This is a genomic window from Chondromyces crocatus, assembly GCF_001189295.1.
Classification (GTDB): Bacteria; Myxococcota_A; Polyangia; order Polyangiales; family Polyangiaceae; genus Chondromyces; species Chondromyces crocatus.
Window position 1 is genome coordinate 9073904 of the sequence record NZ_CP012159.1, and the last position, 17183, is coordinate 9091086.

Here is a 17183-nt window from a genome sequence, read left to right on the forward strand (position 1 = left end):
AAAGTTATGCGCTCCAATCACCGGGAATCGGTCTGGTCTCGGGCGGCCCGTTTGGCTAGTGTCCGGCGGCCTTATGAGCACCGCCACGCACACTGAGCACAACAAGCCTTCTGCTGGAGGCTCCGCCCCGGCGCCGACGAACTCAGGCCAAGGCCTCCGGCCAGAGGATCTGAACTCGGACGGCGTACTCAAGGTCCTACGCGACGACGGCTCGCTCGACCCCGCCACGGATCCCGGTCTCGGCTCCGACGAGGTGATCGCGCTGTACAAAGCGATGGTCCGGACCCGAATGCTCGACGAGCGGCTGGTCACGCTGCAGCGGCAAGGCCGCATCGGCTTCCACATCGGCTCGCTCGGCGAGGAAGCCTGCATCCTGGGCAGCACCGCCGCCATGCGCGACAAGGACTGGATCTTCCCGTGCTACCGCGAGTTCTCGGCGATGCTGTGGCGAGGGATGCCGCTGCAGCGGTACATCGACAACATGTTCGGGAACGCGAACGACCTGGTGAAGGGTCGTCAGATGCCCGACCACTACACGTACCGCGAGGGGCGGTTCGGCTCGGTGAGCTCGCCGATCGGCACGCAGATCGTGCAGGCGGCAGGCTTCGCCTGGGCGGCGAAGATGAAGAAGGAAGACCTGGCGGTGCTGGTCTACTTCGGCGACGGGGCGACCAGCTCGTCGGACTTCCACAACGGGATGAACTTCGCAGGCGTGTTCAAGGCGCCGGTGGTGTTCCTGTGCCGGAACAACGGCTGGGCGATCAGCGTGCCCACGGAGCGGCAAACGGCGAGCGCGACGTTCGCCGAGAAGGGCGTGGCCTACGGGATCCCCGGGGTGCGCGTGGACGGCAACGATCTGTTCGCGGTGATCAAGGCGACGCGGGACGCGACGGCGCGCGCGGCGCGCGGTGAGGGGCCGACGATCATCGAGGCGCTGACCTACCGGATGAGCGGGCACTCGACGAGCGACGATCCGAAGGCGTACCGGCCCGACAACACGCTGGATCCGTGGAAGCAGCTGGATCCGATCCAGCGGGTGCGGCGCCACCTGGTGCTCGCGCACGGGTGGAAGGACGAGCAGGACAAGCAGATCGAGACGGAGACCGACGCGGAGCTCCGCGCCTGCGTGGCGGTGGCGGAGAAGACGCCGGCGCCTTCGCTGGAGTCGATGTTCGAGGACGTGTTCGCAGAGCTGCCCTGGCACCTGAAGGAGCAGCGTGACGAGCTTCTCAAGGGGCCACGGGCCAAGGGACACGGCGGCCACTAGGCGGTACCCGGGCGCGGCCCGGTGCGTACCCCAGAGCTTCCAGCGTTAAGAGAGGATGGAGACGACAGCATGCCCCAGATGAACATGGTCCAGGCCATCAACGACGCGCTCCGCCTGGAGATGCGGCGCGACCCGCGGGTCGTCGTTCTTGGTGAGGACGTAGGCAAGGTCGGCGGAGTGTTCCGCGTGACGCAGGGCCTGTTCGACGAGTTCGGTGACGATCGGGTCATCGACACCCCCCTGTCCGAGGCAGGGATCATCGGGACCGCCATCGGCATGGCGCTCTACGGGCTGGTGCCCGTGCCCGAGATCCAGTTCTCCGACTTCATCTTCCCGGCGTACGACCAGATCGTGTCGGAGCTGGCGAAGTTCCGTTACCGCTCCGGTGGCGAGTACCCGGCGAAGGTGGTGGTCCGGACGCCGGTCGGCGGCGGCATCCGCGGCGGGCACTACCACTCGCAGTCCCCGGAGGCGCAGTTCATCCACGTCGCCGGGCTGAAGGTGGTGTGCCCGTCGAACCCGGCCGACGCGAAGGGGCTGCTCCTCGCGTCGATCCGGGATCCGGATCCGGTGCTGTTCTTCGAGCCGAAGCGCATCTACCGCGCCGCCAAGGGCGAGGTGCCCGAGGGCGACACGGCGCTGGAACTCGGCAAGGCGCGGGTGGTGAAGCCCGGCAAGCACGTGACGATCGTGGCGTGGGGCGCGATGCTCTACGAGGCGCTCGACGCGGCGAACCAGGCGGCGGCGCAGGGGGTCGACTGCGAGATCATCGATCTGCGCACGCTCTGGCCGCTCGACATCGACACCATCGTCGAGTCGGTGAAGAAGACGGGGCGGGTGATCGTGGTGCACGAGGCCCCGAAGAGCTGCGGGTTCGGGGCGGAGATCGTGTCGCTGGTGAACGAGAAGGCGTTCCTCCACCTGGAGGCACCGCCGCTCCGGATCACCGGGTTCGATACGCCGTTCCCCTACACGCTGGAGAACGAGTACCTCCCGCTCTCCCACCGCATTCTTCCCGGCATCCTCCAGACCGCGAGGTACTGATGAGCAGGTACGAGTTCAAGCTGCCCGACATCGGCGAGGGGGTCACCGAGGGCGAGATCGTGAACTGGCTGGTCGCTCCAGGTGACACGGTCACCGAGGATCAGCCGATGGTCGAGGTGATGACCGACAAGGCGACGGTGACGATCACCTCGCCGAAGGCCGGGAAGATCCTGGAGACGCGCGGCAAGGCCGGGGAGATCGTCCCCGTGCACGACGTGCTGGTGGTGTTCGATCTGTCCGGCGGTGGCGCAGCCGCTGCGGGCGGGACGGCACCGCAGGCAGCCGCAGCGGAGGAGCCCAAGGCAGAGCCGAAGAAGGAGCTGGCCGCCACGGCGGTCGGCGACATCAAGGAAGACCTGCCGGGGATGAGCTTGATGACGGTCGCAGCGCCGCAGGCCGCAGCGCCGGCACCGAGCCAGGCAGCGGCGTACTTCAACGAGAAGCCGCTGGCGACGCCGGCGACGCGCAAGCTCGCGCGGGATCTCGGGGTGGACCTGAAGCAGGTGCCGCCGACGGGGTCGAGCGGGCGGGTGACGAGCGACGATGTGCGCTCGTTCAAGTCGTCGGGTGGTGCCGCGTCCGGCGGGGTCGCCCAGGTGCCCGTGGCGGTGGCTCCGGGGACGGCGCCGGCAGCCGTGCCTCCGGTGGCGACCGCGGTGCATCCGGCAACGCCAGCAGGCTCTGCGCCTCCCGGGACCCCGGGGACGCCCGAGCCCGCCGTCGTTGCACAGCCGGCGGCCACGCCTGCCGCAGCGCACGCTGCGCCGGCCGCACCGCAGCGCACGCCGACGAAGATCGTGTCTTCGGCGAGCGGCGGCGACGAGCAGGACGAGCGGATTCCGCTGCGCGGGGTGCGGAAGCGCATCTTCGAGCAGATGGGTCGCTCGAAGCAGACGGCAGCGCACTTCACCTTCGTGGAGGAGTGCGACGTGACGGCGCTGAAGGAGCTGCGCACGCGGCTCAAGCCGGCAGCAGAGAAGGAGGGCGTGAAGCTGACGTTCCTGCCCTTCATCGCCAAGGCCGTGGTGGCGGCGCTGAAGAAGCACCCGTCGCTGAACAGCGCGTTCGACGAGACGTCGCAGGAGATCGTGGTGCGGAAGTCGATCCACCTGGGGATCGCTTCGGCCACGGAGGCCGGGCTGACGGTGCCGGTGGTGCGCAACGCGGACCGGAAGAGCATCCTCGACATCGCGCGCGACATCGGGCGGCTCGGCGAGGCGACGAAGGCCGGAAAGGTTCGGCCCGAGGATCTCGGTGGGTCGACGTTCACCATCACCTCGCTGGGACAGCAGGGTGGGCTCTTCGCGACGCCGATCCTGAACTTCCCGGAGGTGGGGATCCTCGGCGTGCACCAGATGAAGCAGAAGCCGGTGGTGCGCGACGGGCAGATCGTGGTGGGCGACGTGATGCTGCTGTCGCTGTCGTTCGATCACCGGATCATCGACGGGCATGTGGGCGCGGCGTTCGCCTACGAGATCATCAGCTACCTGGAAGACCCGGATAAGCTCTTCCTGGGGACCTGAGCGTCCTCCCCGTCAGCTCGCGAAGGGTGCTTTCCCCGAGCGCCCTTCGCGCGTGCCCTCCCCGTCAGCTCTCCCTCTGCCAGAAGGCTCCCCCGAGCGCCGCGTGCCTCCACCGAGGTGTGCGGCCCGTCGCGCGCATCCGCAGACGGATTCAGCGCAGGAGCGCTTCGCGGAGGCGTCTCGCCGTGTCGAGGTCGAGGGGGCGGAATGGCGCTGAGCGGCCACGCACGGTCTCCTTCCATCGCTCGAAGGAGCGGCGTGGGCTGATGCGGGTGCCGTCGGAGCTGCGCTCGGCGTGCCGGTTCGGGTCGCCAGCCCAGGAGAGGGTCTGTACGAGTTCGGGGCGGAACCAGAGCAGGGTGCGCTCGCCCTGATCGTCGAGGGTGATGGCGAGGACACCGGCCGCGATGTCCTGGAGTGCGGCCCCCGGCGGCCAATCGTTCGCCAGGGTGTGGCTGGCGTAGATGCCATCCGCCTGCTGCGCAGCGATGAAGCGAGCCAGGGCTCGGACCTCGGGTTCTCCTGGCGTGTCGCCGAGGCGCTGGCACGCGGCGCCGTCGAGCACGGCAACGCCGCCGCACGAGAGGAGTGAGGTCGGGGTGGGCGTCTCGGAGGCGAGCGCGAGGAGGTCGTGGGCAGCGGTGAAGCGCGCGATCAGGGCGTCGTGCGCGGCCTCGACGCGGGCGCGCTCGTTGCGGTCTTCGCGGTCTTCTTTCTCGGTCACCTGCGCAGAGACCAGGTCGCCGATGAAGGCGCAGTTGGTGCGGGTCTCGTGAGAGAGGGCCCAGGGGGTGCGGTGATGGCAGGCGATGAGGCCCCAGAGGTGCTCGCCACGGTGGATGGCCAGCGACATGGAGCCGCCGACCTCCATGTTCGCGAGGTACTCGACGTGGACGGCGGAGACGCCACGGAGGTGGGCGTAGCTCAGGTCGACGGGGAGGCCGGTGAGCGGGTTGTGCTCGGGGAGGAGGCGGGAGGGGGTGTAGCGGGCGTCGACGATGACCCGGACCGGGCTCTTGGTGTAGAGGGCGCGGACTTGCCTGGGGACGTCGTTCGTTGGGAAGCGGAGGCCGAGGTAGGGGGGCATCTCGGCGGCGCAGGCCTCGGCCAGGACCTCGCCGCTGCTGTCTTCGAGGAACCTGTACAGGAGCACCCGGTCGTAGCGGGTGAGGGTGCGGATCTCCTCGACGACGCGCTGGCAGAACGAGGCCAGGGAAGGCTCGTCCCGGAGCTGAGGGAGGGAGCGGCGGAGGACGGGGTAGAAGTCGGGCGGGCGGCGGCCGACTGGGGTGAAAGGCTCGATCTCGATCAGGAGCACGCCGTCGTTGTGGTGGCAGAGGACGTCGTACGGGCCGCCCTGTGCGATGGTGAGGAGGGCATGCACGTGCCGATCTCCGGCCGGCTTGGCCGCGAGGCGCTCCCGGAGTCGGATGAGATCCGCGGCGTCGAGCAAGGCGCCGAGTCCCTCCCGGAGGATGCGCTCGGGAGGGACGCCGAAGTGGAGTTCGATGCTCTCGCTGACCTGGAGGACGGCGAAGTTCTGCGGGTCGAGCGCGAGGAGGACGCCGTGAGGCTGGATGTGGGGGATGAGGTGGATCGGCTCGCGTTCGCAAGCCGAGAAGTCGAGTGGGCCCTCGGTTGGAAGGGGGGCCATCACGCCTCCGCGGAACCGATCCAGCGCTCCAGGGTGGTGAACGTGTCTTCGGCGCCGCGGATGACGGCGGCGACGTCGGCGCGGGGGGCGTAGGTGGCGAGGGCCTCGCCGTAACGTACCCACATCGGGCCGGTCTCGTTGCCGTAGCCGGCGAGGAAGGAGGCGCCCGAGCCTTCGTCGAAGCCGAGGGTGCGCATGGTGCGGAGCAGGACGCGGGAGCCGAGGGTGGAGCCTTCGAGGACGTAGAGGCAGCCGACCATGTGGTCCGGGGTGCTGAGCAGAGGAAGATCGGTGCAGCGGGGGAGGCCAGCGATCTGTTCTTCGCCGAGGCCGAGCGCGAGGAGGTCGCGGTGGAGCAGGTGGCTCTTGCCACGCTCGGGAATGCCGAAGTGCTGCTGGAACGCGGGAGGTGCGCTGGCCATGGCCTCTTCCACGGGAGGGTAGTAGCCGACCAGGCGCGCGAGGTAGGTGATGTAGGCCTCGCGGGTGAGGCCCGGACGCAGGAGAGGGACGACCAGCTCGATGCGCTCGTGGAGTTCCCGCGTGGCGCTGCGCAGCCGCTCGAGCAAGGGGTTCTTCCCTGCCGCTTCGGTGGCGTTCTGTTCCATGGTGCTGTGATTACAGATCGGCCAGGTTGAGCAACCCGTCAAGCCTGGGTGGTGCTGGGATTTCACTCGGGAAGCCACGAGGGAGGTGCCCCCGGAGACAGGGAGCGTGAGCCGGTGATGCAGAGCCCAGGGTGGATTCCACGCTGAGCTGCGCGGACGAACGGCACGGCTCTGCGGGTCGGGGACGAGAGGGCTGGAGAGGCGTTTTCAGCCCGCTCGGCGCGCGGCGCGTGCGGAGGAGGGAGCAGTGCGTGCCAGCGGAGGCCGAGGGAGGGTGACGGCGCGCTTGCCTTCGAGGAGCTCGGCGACGGTGAGGATCTGGAGGCGAGGCTCGGGGCCACTGGTGCTCGCCGTGGTGCCGGCGGCTTCGGCTTCACGTCGGGCGTCGGCGCCTGGAGCAGCCAGCGCGAGGACGATGCCGCACTCGGCTTGTTCGCGGTCCATCGCGGCGCAGAGGGCGCGCACGCGCTCGGGGTCGGGCGCGCCCGTCTCGACGGCGAGGAGGGTGTGGCGCGCAGGCGTGCGGCGGGTGGGGCCTTCCTGGACGAGAAGGCGACCGTCGACGGCGCCGTCGAGGGCAAGGTCGCGCTCGACGGGGCGCGCGCCGACCCGACCCAGGAGCCAGTACACGAGCTGGCGGGGGTCGCGTTCGGCGAGGGCGCGGGCTTCGTCGAGGGTGGTCGGCTCGCCGGTGACGTCGTACTGGAGGCCAGCGCCGAAGGCGGTGGTGAGGCGGTGCTTGGCGAGGCCGAGGGCGAGGTGGCTGACGTCGATGCCGATCCAGCGGCGGCCGAGGCGCTGGGCGACGGCGAGGGTGGTGCCGGAGCCGCAGAAGGGGTCGAGGACGACGTCGCCTTCGTCGCTGCTGGCGAGGAGGACGCGCTCGAGGAGGGCCTCGGGTTTCTGGGTGGGGTAGCCGAGGCGCTCGCGGCCAATCGCGGCGATGACGCCGATCTCCCAGACGTCGGACAGGGGCGGGCCCTGCGTCTCGACGTCCTCGGTGCCCGGCTTGCGGTGGCCGTCGGAGAAGTCGGCGCGCTGCTTGCGGGTGCCGAAGGTCTTGAGGGTGGAGTCGGCGAGACGCTCGTAGCCGTACAGGGTGCGGAACTTGTGCTCGCCGGACGGGGAGCGCGCGTAGACGAGGAGGACGTCGTGCATGCGCTGGAAGTGGCGCGCTGCGGCGGGCCAGCGTCGGTAACGCCACACGACCTCGTTGCGGAAGCAGGCAGGGCCGAAGATCGCGTCGAGGAGGACCTTGAGGTAGTGGCTCGCCGAGGGGTCGCAGTGGAGGTAGAGCGAGCCGGTGTGCTTGAGGGCGCGGTGCAGCTCGCAGAGGCGCGGCGCCATCATGCAAAGGTAGGCGAGGAGATCGCCTTCGCCGGTGATCTGGCGGAGCGCGCGCATGGCGCCCGCGGCGGGGCCGCCCGCGTCGAGGATCTGCTGGTGAGCCGCCTCGGCCTCGGCGCCCCAGCGCCAGGTGTCGTCGAAGGCGGGGATGGCCTTGGCACCCTCTCTCCGTTTGCGGAGTGCGGCGGAGACGCCGTAGCTCCTGCCGCTCTGGAAGGGGGGATCGAGGTAGACGAGATCCACGGAGCCATCGGGGATGGCATGGCGGAGAATGTCGAGGTTGTCGCCGCAATGAAGGGCCGAACCAGCGCCCGCGGCTTCGCGCAACATGGCGGGATGCTCGTCCGGAATGCCGCATCCGGCCCAGAAAGGAGCAAACGACGACCACGGTGAAGCGCGGCGCCCTCGCCTGCATCCGGTGTCAGGAGCGATCGTGCGGGGGCGCGAAGCTGGCCGAGGCGCTGGGTGATCAGGAGCTGGGCGACGACTGCGGCGTCCACTCGCCCCGCAGCTCGATGAGACCGCCAGGGCTCTTCAAGAGGCTGAAGCGATCGACGCTGAGCAGCTCTGCGCTCTCTTCGTCGAGGATGATCCCTTGCACGCCAGCACGGACGCCGCGATCGAGGAGGCGGGCCGCGAGATCGATGGCGGGACCACTCAGCCACTCTCCAGGGCGGCTGGGTGGGACGAGCGTCAAGGCAGCAGGCCGACCCTGGAGCGCGGTGCGCACGGCGAGGCCGCAGCGGGCTGCGCGCTCACCACCATGGGCTTGCATGCGGGCTCGGCGCAGCATGCCCAGGATCATGCCGTGACGCCGCTGCTCGTGGGCGGGGTCGTCTTCCGAGGTGGCGGCGGCGAGCGCGCCGACGTCCTGCGGAGAAGGTGTGGTGCCGCCACGCTCGTGCTCGATGCGGACGACGACGGAGCCGTCGTGGAGTCGCTGCGCGTGCGCGTTGAAGGCGCCGAGCACGCTGGCGACGCGCTCGGGGACGTTGGGCGCGCCCGTCGTGTCGCCGTCACCGAGCGCGACCACCAGCCAGATCAGCTTCTGCTGGCCAGGGTGGGTCGCGGCGGCGGTGAGGGCGTCGCCGAGGTAGCCCCAGGACTCGACGCTGGGGGGCACGGACGAGACGGGGCTGATGCTATCGCGCGGGTTCAGCAGGTCATCGACGAGGTCGCGCAGGGCAGCGCCGTCGGCGGGCCGCGCGTCGCGGGCCTTGGAGAGCATGCGGGCGACGAGGGCGTCGACCGGCGCCGGGACCTCGGCGACGAGGCGACGCACCGAGGGAGGGATGGCGAAGACGACCTTCGCGGTGGCAGCGAGCGCGTACGCGCCGTCGAAGGCAGGACGGCCCGCGAGGCACTCGTAGAGGACGCAGCCCAGGGAGAACACGTCCGAGCGCGCGTCGATGCTGGGATCGCCCTGCGCTTGCTCCGGCGAGAGGTACAGCGGACCGCCCGGCGCGAGACCGGAAGTCGTCACGAGCGGTCGCGCCGCGCCGCGCGCGCTCCCGAGATCGAGGAGCTTCACGTCGCTGGCATTGCCACCCGGCAGAAAGAGGTTGGTCGGCGTGAGCGCTCCGTGGACGAGCCCACGCGCGTGCGCCTCGGCGAGCGCATCACCGACACGCGTGACGAGCGCGAGGGCGTCGGCGATCTTGAGCGCGCTCCGCGCGAGCCAGGTCCGAAGGTCGACGCCGTCGAGCCACTCGGTGGCGACGTAGCCGTGACCTTCGTCCGTCACGCCGTGGGCCACGTAGCGGGCGAGCACGGGGTGCTCGAGCGCCGCCCGCAAGCTCATCTCCCGCTCGAAGCGTTCGCGGGCCTCGGGCGTCAGCGCGGCGATCACCTTGACGGCGCAAGGTTCGCCGCTCACCCGGTCGCGAGCGCGCCACAGCGTGACGGAAGCCACACTGGAGGACGCGGTCGATGCGCCCGATCCGCCATGCATGGGGGGACCAGGGCGCTCGAGTTCGAAGCGGTCAGCTAGGACGTCTCCTGGTTTCATCGCATCCGGCATCGACGATCAGGCGGCGTGGACCCAGGAATGACAGGACACCTTTCGCACGGGGGTTTCAGTGTAGCCCCCTCATGGTCGCCACGTCGCCCCCCAAGCGCACCGGAGCGTGCTGGAAGGGTCGACGTGGACTGGAAAGGGTGGGCAGGAGCACGCCATTCATCGGGGGTCTTCTTTTACGCCGGCTCGGCGGCGGCGCCTAGCATTCGGTGCCTGTCCAGCGTCACAGGCGCCGAATCTCCCGCAGTTCACGCGCTGCGACCCGGGCGAAGGAGGGCTTCCTCGGGCACCGCCTCACCGGGTCGTACGTTCTGCGCACTTTCGGACAGGCAGCCGAGCGGGCTATCTTGCCCCCCTTCGAGCCGGCGCGCCTGCGCCATGCCCCCCGAGGTGCTGCGTGAAGGACCTGATCACCATCTCGTCGAGTGTCCTGCCCGAGTCCACCCGCGTCGCGGGCTTTCGCGGCGTCGAGGCGATCTCCCGCCCCTACCAGTTCGAGCTGTTCCTGGTTCTGAAGAACGATCAGGAAGAACTCGATCTCGCTGACGCCATCGGCGCGAAGGCGAAGCTCGAGCTGGACAGTGAGAACGACGACCTGCCTCCCTTCATCTTTTCCGGTGTGCTCGCCAGCGCGGAGCTGCTCCACGAGTACGGAGGGCAGGCCCTCGTCCGGGTGGTGATGGTGCCGAGGCTCTGGCAGCTCGGTCTCTCCCGCCACAGCCGGCTCTTCACCAAGAAGAGCATCAAGGACGTGCTCCAGATCGTCCTGGAGGAGAACGGGCTGTCGGGCAGCGACGTGGAGCTGCGCCTCGGCGGCTACGACGTCGAGGAGCACATCACCCAGTACCGCGAGAGCGATCTGGAGTTCATCTCGCGGTGGATGGAGCGCGAGGGCATCTTCTACTTCTTCGAGCACGGCGAGGACGGCGAGAAGCTCGTGCTCTGCGACAACCGGACCTACGACCACGACGAGGTGGGCAAGCCGGTGCGCTACTTCCCGCAGCTCGGCGACGACGTGAGCGCTGGACCGTCGTTCCGATCGTTCACCAGCCTCCATGCGTCGCTCCCCTCGCAGGTGCGGTTGAAGGACTACGACTACGCGCGACCGAGCCTCGCCATCACCGGGAACGCGCCCGTCGATCCGAACGGCGTCGGCGAGGTGAGCCTCTACGGCGAGCGCTTCTTCAGCCCCGCCGCAGGCCAGCGGCTCGCACGCATCCGCGCGGAGGAGCTGCTCACCCGTCAGGTGGTCTACCGCTCCACGGGCTCGCGGTTCCATCTCCGCTCGGGCTACACGTTCGATCTCGAGGAGCACCCGCGACAGAGCTTCAACACGCGCTACCTCGCGTCGGAGGTGCGGCACTACGGCAACCAGGCGACGGGCCTCGATCACTGGAAGTCGTTGATGGGGCTCGAGTACGGCCAGGTGTACTTCGTGGAGGTGAGTTCCATCCCCGCGGACACCCAGTTCCGCGCGGCGAGCCAGACGGTGTGGCCGCGCATCTACGGGTACGAGAACGCGGTGGTGGATGGACCGGCCGACAGCGAGTACGCGCAGATCGACGCGCAGGGCCGGTACAACATCAAGTTCAAGTTCGACGAGAGCGCGCTCAAGGACGGGCAGGCGTCGACGTTCGTGCGGATGATGCAGCCACACGGCGGGAGCGTCGAAGGCTTCCACTTCCCGCTCCGCAAGAACACCGAGGTGATCTGCAGCTACCTGGGCGGAGATCCGGATCGTCCGGTCATCGTCGGCGTGGTGCCGACGGCGGTGACGCCGAGCAAGGTGGTGGCGGCGAACCACACGCAGAACATCATCCAGACCGGCGGCGGGAACTACATCACCCTCGAGGACAAGTCGGGGTCGCAGTTCATCAACATCTTCGCGCCGATCTTCAACACCAACCTGTACCTGGGAAACCCGCGGTCCGCAGGGCCGCACAGCCTCACCTTGCCCTCGGGGCCTCAGGTGCCCCCCGCCGGGCCGAGGCAGCGTGACGCGCTGGGTCCCTTCGCGTTCGACCTGCGCACGGACGGCAGCGGTCAGATCCACGCCGGGAGCAACCTGAACATCGACGCTGACGCGGAGCTCCAGATCGAGTCCGGCGCGATGACCACGATCTACTCCGGCGCCGACTGGCACGTGGACGTGCAAGGAGCGGCCGACGAGAAGTACCACGCGACCTTCAAGAAAGAGGTCATCGGCGCGGTCGACGTCGATTACCAGGACACGCTGAACTACGACGTCAAGGCCGCCGCGGTCGAGCACTACCACGATACGCGCAACCTGACGGTGACCGCCGCCGAGGAGGAGCTGTTCGACGACACCCTCAAGACGACGGTCACGCAGCTCGCGACGCTGGTCTACAACAACGGGCTCGACGTCACGGTGAACAGCGCCCTGACGGACGAGAAGTTCAACGCTTCCAAGAAGCAGTACGTCGACGGGACCTACGACACGGAGGTCACCGGGAAGACGACCCTCACGACCAACGGCTACACCATGACGAACAAGGCGGCGACCACGGAGAAGACGTGGGGCCCCTCGGCCACGTTCAAGTTCGTCGTGGCGAGCGATACGGTCGTGGGCCTGAAGAACGACAACTTCTTCGGTGGAAAGCTCGTGTTCAACGCGGGGCTCTTCTCCACGATCACCCTCGGCTTCAAGTTCGACTTCGACGGGTCGGTCAACTTCAAGGTCCTCGGGCTCCAGCAGAAGGTGGAGGCGCTGCAGAGCAAGGTCTCCGGGTTCACGCTGAAGGCCGCGACCACGACGATGAAGACCATCGCGGCGGGCCTGGAGGCCCACGGCACGGCGATGATGATGGCCGGGTTCCGTATCATGTGAGCCCCTCCGCTCTCCTCCCCTGACCGCCCAGCCACGAGTACCGAAGCGTGAAGATCATCAAGCCCCAGCAGCTCGGACTGCTCACCCGGGTGTTCGAGGACGACAGCCAGCCGTACCTCGTGCTCAGCGCCATGGCGATGTTCCCCATGAACGCGCCACGCAAGTTCCTGCACGAGGTCGCCCTGTGGAAGGTGGCCATGGATCAGCTCGGCAAGGACGCCGTGCTCGACGCCTGCATGAGCAAGCAGCGCGCGGAGGTCCTCGTCGCCGGCAAGGCGTTCGCCGCGGGCGGTGAGCCCACCACCGCGACGTCCGTGCGCGTGCAGATGGGCAGCGTGGACAAGCAGCTCTACGTGATCGGCGATCGCTTCTGGAAGACCACGGGGCCGAGCGACGCGGTCCCCTTCACCGAGATGCCCGTCACGTGGGAGCGCGCCTTCGGCGGAGAAGGGTTCGCGAACAACCCCCTCGGCCGTGGGTTCAAGCCGGTGCAGACGGAGGGCAGCACGCAGCATCCGCTGCCGAACGTCGAGGATCCGAAGCACCTCGTGAAGTCCACCTCGGATCGGCCGGAGCCGGTGGGGCTCGGCCCGATCGACCAGAGCTGGCCGCAGCGCATGAGCAAGGTGGGGACGTACGATCGCGAGTGGCTCGACACGCGGTTCCCGGGGTTCGCCAAGGACTTCGACTGGGAGTTCTTCAACGTCGCGCCCGCGGATCAGCGCGTTCAGGGCTACTTCGCCCTCGACGAGCGGTTCCGGATCGAGGGGATGCACCCGTCCGAGCGGGCGATCGAGTCACGCTTGCCGGGGGCGACGGCGCGCTTCTTCGTCATCAAGAAGAACGAGAAGGGCGAGGAGGAGCTGGTCGAGGCGGCGTCGCGCATCGACACGGTGTTCCTCTTCCCGAACGTCGAGCGAGCGCTGGTGGTCTTCCGGGGGATGATCCCCGTCACCGAGGACGACGGCGCCGACGTGAAGCACATCATCGCCGCCTTCGAGGATCCCACGGCGCCGCGCAGCGTGGACCACTACCGCGGCGTGCTGGCGAAGCGGCTCGACAAGCGCCGTGGACCGATCCACAGCCTGCTCGACGACGATCTGATGCCGCCCTGGGAAGAGCCCCCCGAGCGCATCGCCGAGGACGACTGGAACGACATGGCCGCGCTCGTGGAGCTGGAGGGGCTCCAGCACGCGACCGCCCAGCGCAAGGTGGACAAGGAGCTCGCCGCGGCGCGGGCGAAGTACATCGAGCTGGGGCTGGATCCTGCGGATTTCGACAAGAAGGTGCCTCCGCCCGTGGAGCAGCCGCCGAAGGATCTGCGGAAGGTGCCCGCCTACCTCGATCGCGTCGAGCTGATCTTCGCCCAGGCCGAGAAGGAGTCGAAGGCGCAGGAGGCCGAGGCGATGGCGCGGGCGCGGGCCCAGTGCGAGGAGATGGGGCTCGACTTCGACAAGCTGCTGGAGGAGCAGAAGGGGGGCGGCGGAGGTCCACCGAAGCTCACGGTCGACAAGGAGCTGGATCACCTTCGTGAGCTGCGCCAGATGGGCCAGAACATCGGCGCCGACACGAGCGCGCTCGACGCGATGCTCGCCGACCCCACCTTCGAGGCGAACCTGCGCCGCGCCGAGAAGCAGCTCCTCGATGGCTACCGGGTGGGTGCGCACTTCTTCCCGCCTGCCGACCTGGCAGACGCGGAGTCGTCGCGGCGTCTGCGAGAGGAGCTGCTCGCCGCCCACGCGCGCGGGGAAAGCCTGGCAGGCCGCGACTTCACGGGGGCGGATCTCTCCGGGGTGGAGCTGTCGGGGGTGAACCTGACCGAGGCGCTGCTGGAGCGGGTGAACCTGTCCGGCGCCAGGCTGCGGGGGGCGAAGCTGCGGGGCGCGGTGCTGACGCGCGCGAACCTGACGGGCGCCGATCTGGAAGACGCGGATCTCCGCAAGGCGAACCTGGGAGGCGCGGATCTCCGGGAGGCCAGGCTCTCCGACGCCGATCTGGTGGAGGCCGTCCTGTACCAGGCCGATCTGCGGGGCGCTGGGTTCCGTGGGGCGATGCTCGATCGCGTGCAGTTGCTGGAGACGAAGCTCACCGGTGTCGATTTCAGCGAGGTGCGCGCGGACGGGGTAATGGCGCTCGAAGTGGATCTGACGGGGGCTCGCTTCGTCGGAGCGCGCTTCGAGAACGGGATGTTCTTGAAGTGCAAGCTGGAGGGCGCCGACTTCACCGGAGCGAGCCTGCCGAAGACGGCGCTGGTCGAGTGCCGCTGCGACCGGGCGACGTTCACCGAGGCGACGCTGGAGTCGACCCGTTTCGCGCTGGGGACGACGTTCGCAGGTGCCGACTTCCGACGGGCGAAGATGAAGCTCACCCTGCTGCGAGGCTGTGAGTTCACGGGCGCCGACTTCACGGAGGCCGTCGCCGACGACTGCGACTTTTCCGAGGCGGTGATGACGGAGGCGCGGCTCTACCACCTGAGTGCGAAGCGCTCTCTCTTCATGCGCACCCGTCTGGAACGAGCGGATCTTCGCGGGGCCAACCTGATGATGGCGATCCTTCAGAAGGCTCGCCTCCACGGGGCCGATCTGCGCGGAGCCAACCTGTTCCGCGCCGACATGGCCAAGGTCCGGGGCGACAACGACACCAATTTCAAGGACGCCTATCTGGTGCAAATCCGCGTGGTGCCCGAGAAAAACCAGCCGAGGCTCTTGCCGTGACGCGCGACGAACTCTTGCAGCTCCTCAAGGACGGCGAGCCCGTTCAGAAAGCCTATCTGGCCGAGGCAGACCTCGCCGGGCTCGATCTCGGCGGCGCCACCATGGAAGGGGTGAGCTTCCGAGGCGCCGATCTTCGCGGGGCGAGGCTCAAGGAGTCGTTGTTTTCCGACTGCGATTTCTCCGGGGCGAAGCTCGACGGCGCCAACCTGCATCACGCCACCTTCCACCAGTGTGACCTGTCGGGGGTGCGCCTGACGCAGGCGAACCTGACGCTCGCCAAGCTCGTGGAGTCCAACGCGACCGAAGCGGATTTCCGCGGCGCCACCACGGCCGTGCTGTCACTCGTCGACTGCGACGCCGAGGGAGCGAACTTCGCGGAGACGTTCCTCGACCGGACGAACTTCGTGAAGACGCGGCTCCAGCGGGTGAACTTGCGCAAGGCGCAACTCCTGCGCACCAACGTGCTCGAAACGGACCTGCGCACGGTCGACTTCGAGGGAGCGACGCTCGACAAAGCGGTCTTCCACAAGGTGACGCTCGCCGGCCGCTCGCTCGTGGGGCTCGATCTCCGGATGACGCAGCTGATGGAGGCCGATCTCTCCGGCTGCGACCTGTCGGGCTGCTTGCTCGACAACTCCAACTTCAAGGGCTCGGAGCTGTCGGGCGCGCGGTTCGACGGCGCCTCCGCGAAGAGCGTCCTCTTCGTCGAGGCGAGGATGCACAAGACCAGCTTGAAGGGCGCCGATCTGACCCAGTCCATCCTGGTCGACGCGCAGCCCATCGGGGCGAATTTCGCCGGGGCGAAGCTCTACCAGACCACCTGGCACCGCGCGCAGTGCGTCGGCGCGCTCTTCGCCGACAGCGACCTGACCTACGCGGACTTCTCGTGGGCCCAGCTGGGAGGCGCCGACTTCCGGGGAGCGACCCTGTTCCGGACCCGCTTCCACCAGACGAAGGAAGACGGGACACTCTTCACGCACCGCACCCTGGCACTCGGCGACGACGAGGAACTGGCGAAGGCCGAGAATTTTCGATCCCCGCACTGAAGCGGGGCTGTTCACTGATCCTGAGAACGGAGCGACGGAGGCGACACATGCAGAACCTGGCGAAGAAGCTCGAGCCGGCGGTCGAGGCAATGCAACGCTCGGGGTACGTCGTGCGCGTCGAGGGACCGACCTGCACGATCCGATGGGAGAACATCGAGTACCGCGCCCGGCGCGCCGTGAGCTGCCTCGTGGACCCCGAACTCGGAGATCGCGTGCTCTTCACGGTCATCGAGGATGGCTCGGCGTGGGTCCTGGCCATCCTGGAGCGCGAAGAGGACACGCCTGCCGCCGTCTCGCTCGATCGTGACCTCACCATCCGGGTGCCGAACGGCCGCTTCGACGTGGTGACGAGCGAAGGCGTGGGGATGACGACGACGGGCGACGTCTCGGTGGTGTCCCGGGGCGTCGAGGTGACGGCCGCAGTCGGGCGGCTGGGCCTCGACAGGTTGACGATGGCGGCTCGCGAGCTTCTGGCCGAGGTCTCGACGGCCAAGGTCCTCGCGGGGAGCATCGACTCGGTGCTCGACCGGGTGAGCCAGAAGGTGAAGCGCGCCTACCGCGTCGTCGAGGAGATGGATCATCTCCGGACGAAGCGCGCTGACTGGAGCGCCGAGAAGAGCCTTCATCTCCACGCCGAGAACGCCATCGTGAGCGCGACGGGCGTGGTGAAGGTGGACGGCGAGCACATCCACCTCGGCTGAACGACGGACGAGAGGAGACACCAATGTTCGCGAACACGCAGATGATGGGCGTCGACATGGGGTTCCCCGACGTCTGTTTGACGCCTCCCGTGGCGGTCCCGATCCCCTACCCCAACATCGCGCTGGGTCCGATGACGGTCCCGGCCGTGTACAACGTGCTGATGTTCTGCGCCCCGGCGCACAACCTGTTCTCCACGGTGGTCATGACCAACGGTGACAACAGCGGTGTGATGCTGGGTGTCGCCTCCGGCATGGTGATGGGCCCGTCACGACGGCTCACCGGGGCGTTCACCGTCATCTGTGGCGGCGCGCCGCTGCAACGGCTGACCAGCTTCGGGATCCAGAACAGCACCAACTGCCCTGGCGTGCGTATCGTTCCCAGTCAGCTCAACACGCTCGTCCTCGCGCCCTGAC

Annotated in this window: 12 protein-coding genes; 8 read left to right on the plus strand and 4 right to left on the minus strand. The window is 68.6% G+C overall.

Features of this window, described 5'->3' with window-relative positions; genetic code table 11:
* Nucleotides 1-73: 73 nt before the first annotated feature.
* From CMC5_RS32685 to CMC5_RS32695, 3 genes are all read left to right on the plus strand, one after another.
* Nucleotides 74-1267: a thiamine pyrophosphate-dependent dehydrogenase E1 component subunit alpha gene (locus tag CMC5_RS32685; RefSeq protein ID WP_050434072.1), complete on the plus strand. Its 1194-nt coding sequence runs from the start codon at nucleotides 74-76 to the stop codon at nucleotides 1265-1267.
* Nucleotides 1268-1336: 69 nt separating this feature from the next.
* Complete coding sequence (locus CMC5_RS32690; RefSeq protein WP_050434073.1) at nucleotides 1337-2311, plus strand: alpha-ketoacid dehydrogenase subunit beta; 975 nt, start codon at nucleotides 1337-1339, stop codon at nucleotides 2309-2311.
* On the plus strand, nucleotides 2311-3834 hold the full coding sequence (locus tag CMC5_RS32695) for a dihydrolipoamide acetyltransferase family protein (protein WP_050434074.1): 1524 nt from the start codon (nucleotides 2311-2313) through the stop codon (nucleotides 3832-3834). The genes CMC5_RS32690 and CMC5_RS32695 overlap by 1 nt, the downstream gene beginning before the upstream one ends.
* Nucleotides 3835-3985: 151 nt before the next feature.
* On the opposite strand, the gene CMC5_RS32700 is transcribed toward CMC5_RS32695, so the two are convergent.
* The 4 genes from CMC5_RS32700 to CMC5_RS32715 all read right to left on the minus strand — a co-directional run bounded on the left by CMC5_RS32700 (nucleotide 3986) and on the right by CMC5_RS32715 (nucleotide 9463).
* Nucleotides 3986-5488, minus strand: coding sequence for a GAF domain-containing protein (locus tag CMC5_RS32700; protein ID WP_050434075.1), 1503 nt, complete (start codon nucleotides 5486-5488; stop codon nucleotides 3986-3988).
* Nucleotides 5488-6096: a biliverdin-producing heme oxygenase gene (locus CMC5_RS32705; RefSeq protein WP_050434076.1), complete on the minus strand. Its 609-nt coding sequence runs from the start codon at nucleotides 6094-6096 to the stop codon at nucleotides 5488-5490. Before CMC5_RS32705 ends, CMC5_RS32700 begins: the two co-directional genes overlap by 1 nt.
* Before the next feature lie 207 nt (nucleotides 6097-6303).
* Nucleotides 6304-7773 (minus strand): DNA-methyltransferase, encoded by a 1470-nt coding sequence (locus CMC5_RS32710; RefSeq protein ID WP_050434077.1) that lies wholly within the window; start codon nucleotides 7771-7773, stop codon nucleotides 6304-6306.
* A 139-nt stretch (nucleotides 7774-7912) separates the two neighbouring features.
* A complete protein-coding gene (locus tag CMC5_RS32715) occupies nucleotides 7913-9463 on the minus strand; it encodes a serine/threonine-protein kinase (protein ID WP_082363002.1) in 1551 nt (516 codons plus the stop codon).
* Nucleotides 9464-9857: 394 nt separating this feature from the next.
* Between CMC5_RS32715 and CMC5_RS45260 the strand changes: the two genes are divergently transcribed.
* From CMC5_RS45260 to CMC5_RS32740, 5 genes are read left to right on the plus strand one after another with little or no spacing between them, the layout of a single operon-like run.
* Nucleotides 9858-12308 (plus strand): type VI secretion system Vgr family protein, encoded by a 2451-nt coding sequence (locus CMC5_RS45260; protein WP_050434079.1) that lies wholly within the window; start codon nucleotides 9858-9860, stop codon nucleotides 12306-12308.
* 47 nt (nucleotides 12309-12355) lie between these two features.
* Nucleotides 12356-15022, plus strand: a complete 2667-nt coding sequence (locus tag CMC5_RS32725; RefSeq protein ID WP_050434080.1) for a DUF2169 family type VI secretion system accessory protein — start codon at nucleotides 12356-12358, stop codon at nucleotides 15020-15022.
* Complete coding sequence (locus CMC5_RS32730; protein ID WP_050434081.1) at nucleotides 15019-16068, plus strand: pentapeptide repeat-containing protein; 1050 nt, start codon at nucleotides 15019-15021, stop codon at nucleotides 16066-16068. Before CMC5_RS32725 ends, CMC5_RS32730 begins: the two co-directional genes overlap by 4 nt.
* 47 nt (nucleotides 16069-16115) lie before the next feature.
* Nucleotides 16116-16769 carry a DUF3540 domain-containing protein gene (locus tag CMC5_RS32735; RefSeq protein WP_050434082.1) on the plus strand — a complete coding sequence of 218 codons (654 nt, stop codon included), beginning with the start codon at nucleotides 16116-16118 and terminating at the stop codon, nucleotides 16767-16769.
* Nucleotides 16770-16792: 23 nt separating this feature from the next.
* The gene (locus tag CMC5_RS32740) at nucleotides 16793-17182 is read left to right on the plus strand and encodes a DUF4150 domain-containing protein (protein WP_050434083.1); all 390 of its coding nucleotides are present in this window, start codon (nucleotides 16793-16795) and stop codon (nucleotides 17180-17182) included.
* Nucleotide 17183 lies beyond the last annotated feature (1 nt).

Coding starts and splice junctions, on each gene's coding strand:
- CMC5_RS32685 (WP_050434072.1), top strand. CDS start 74: ATGAGCACCGCCACGCACACTGAGCACAACAAGCCTTCTGCTGGAGGC.
- CMC5_RS32690 (WP_050434073.1), top strand. CDS start 1,337: ATGCCCCAGATGAACATGGTCCAGGCCATCAACGACGCGCTCCGCCTG.
- CMC5_RS32695 (WP_050434074.1), top strand. CDS start 2,311: ATGAGCAGGTACGAGTTCAAGCTGCCCGACATCGGCGAGGGGGTCACC.
- CMC5_RS32700 (WP_050434075.1), bottom strand. CDS start 5,488: ATGGCCCCCCTTCCAACCGAGGGCCCACTCGACTTCTCGGCTTGCGAA.
- CMC5_RS32705 (WP_050434076.1), bottom strand. CDS start 6,096: ATGGAACAGAACGCCACCGAAGCGGCAGGGAAGAACCCCTTGCTCGAG.
- CMC5_RS32710 (WP_050434077.1), bottom strand. CDS start 7,773: ATGTTGCGCGAAGCCGCGGGCGCTGGTTCGGCCCTTCATTGCGGCGAC.
- CMC5_RS32715 (WP_082363002.1), bottom strand. CDS start 9,463: ATGCCGGATGCGATGAAACCAGGAGACGTCCTAGCTGACCGCTTCGAA.
- CMC5_RS32735 (WP_050434082.1), top strand. CDS start 16,116: ATGCAGAACCTGGCGAAGAAGCTCGAGCCGGCGGTCGAGGCAATGCAA.
- CMC5_RS32740 (WP_050434083.1), top strand. CDS start 16,793: ATGTTCGCGAACACGCAGATGATGGGCGTCGACATGGGGTTCCCCGAC.